Genomic DNA, 1,488 nt, shown 5'->3' with positions numbered 1-1,488 from the left:
AAAAGTATTTGAGCAATGCTTTCAAAAATGGGTACAGTCAATAGTTGAAACAGTTCGCGCACAAGTAATTGCGATTGATGGTAAGACCCTTAAAGGTTCTTATGATAGAGAACAAGGAAAATCTGCAATACATTTAGTCAGTGCGTGGTCAAGCCAGTATCGCCTTGTTTTAGGACAAGTGAAAGTCGCCGATAAATCGAATGAAATTACAGCAATTCCTGCATCGCTAACGCTTCGCTATCGGGCAAGAAGAGTTGGGATAAATCCCTTCTGCCTTCTGCCCTCTGCCTTTCTTGATAATCACAAACAATCAAACTAATATATTTTAAGCCTTCGCCCAAAGTTACCATATTTTGGGTTATTTTTATCGGATTTTTCTTAACATTCAACACTTCTGCTAAAAATCATAATGGCGTAATCCAATAAGTAATCCCACGGTCAACTTGTTTATTAAAACCAAACAGAGGTAAATTCTCTTCAGACAAACCTACATAAGTCCAATGTGGAATATCGTTTTCTACAGTTTGAAACCAACCATTTTGATTAAGAGCTTTTCTTTGTTCTGTGCTACCTACGCGTAAATCAATTGCTAATCCCCAGAGATGTTGTGAAGTTCCGGGAGGTGCAACTAAACCGAGAATTTTTGTTTCTTTTCCCGCTTTAACTTTTGCCAAAACTTGATTGTTGGCATATTTATACCAAAATCTTAAATTCGTGTTGAAAGTGCGAGTACAATCACCAGAACCATAACCAGATTTTAGCGGAATTCTTTGTAGCGATCGCGCTTTATTTAAAGCCTCAGCCGCCGATTTTTGTAAGTAACAGTCTCTAGTGCCATCGACATGACCCATTGTTAAAGTAGCTTGAAAATCTTGGGTTTCTTGTTCATTGGCAAAGATATGTTTTGGTGGCAGTTTCATCCCGATATCTTGATTTACAAAGACTGCACCATAAGCTCGTAGCAAAATATATTCATAAGTACCAGGCTGGGGAATTGTGGTTAAATTTCTAGCGATCGCAGATAAAAAACGCTGTTGATGATTTAATTTTGGGTTGGGAATAAATGGTTCTGATATTGTCTCTTTAGAGGTATCTGTACAAGTTAAGGAATCATTACTCAAGCATCCGTTTAATGGTTGGGCAGTTATAGCAACTTTGTGGTGGGTAATCTCATTGCTAGCTACTAATATAAAAATTATCAAGATAACTATACTAATGAAACTTATCTTTCTAATAATTCTATTAAGTGATTTTTTCTTTTTGAAGGTGAGTTTCATCTTTAAATAATTACTTATTTGATTTAAATAAAATTAATTATTCTCTTGAAAAGGTCTGTTATTGCTGAATGATAAGTATAAAGAGTAGAGATATAGATAAATCGCTTATGTTTGCTGATAGTTGTGTAGAACTTATACAAAATATCTCATACATACTAGTAATATAGGACTCATATTTGATTTCTGAAAAAACTCAGTACAACTAAGAAGC

The 1,488-nt window shown here is 34.9% G+C and carries 1 protein-coding gene and 1 pseudogene; one reads left to right on the top strand and one right to left on the bottom strand.

The features are described 5' to 3' along the window. A pseudogene (locus ABF638_RS37905) lies at positions 1-235 on the top strand (ISAs1 family transposase); the annotation flags it as partial. Positions 236-404: 169 nt separating this feature from the next. Here the strand turns inward: ABF638_RS37905 and ABF638_RS37900 are convergent. Continuing rightward, entirely contained in the window at positions 405-1,277 is an 873-nt protein-coding gene (locus tag ABF638_RS37900) for a D-alanyl-D-alanine carboxypeptidase family protein (protein ID WP_435027873.1), read from the bottom strand. Between the last annotated feature and the right edge of the window lie 211 nt (positions 1,278-1,488).

It is taken from the genome of Nostoc sp. CALU 1950 (genome assembly GCF_051172895.1).
Taxonomy (GTDB): domain Bacteria; phylum Cyanobacteriota; class Cyanobacteriia; order Cyanobacteriales; family Nostocaceae; genus Nostoc; species Nostoc edaphicum_A.
The sequence above is the reverse complement of the archived record's forward strand: the minus strand, read 5'-3'. Positions and strand labels throughout refer to the sequence as shown.

Bases quoted from the DNA above. Each gene is read 5' to 3' on its own strand.
- ABF638_RS37900 (WP_435027873.1), bottom strand. From the start codon at position 1,277: ATGAAACTCACCTTCAAAAAGAAAAAATCACTTAATAGAATTATTAGA.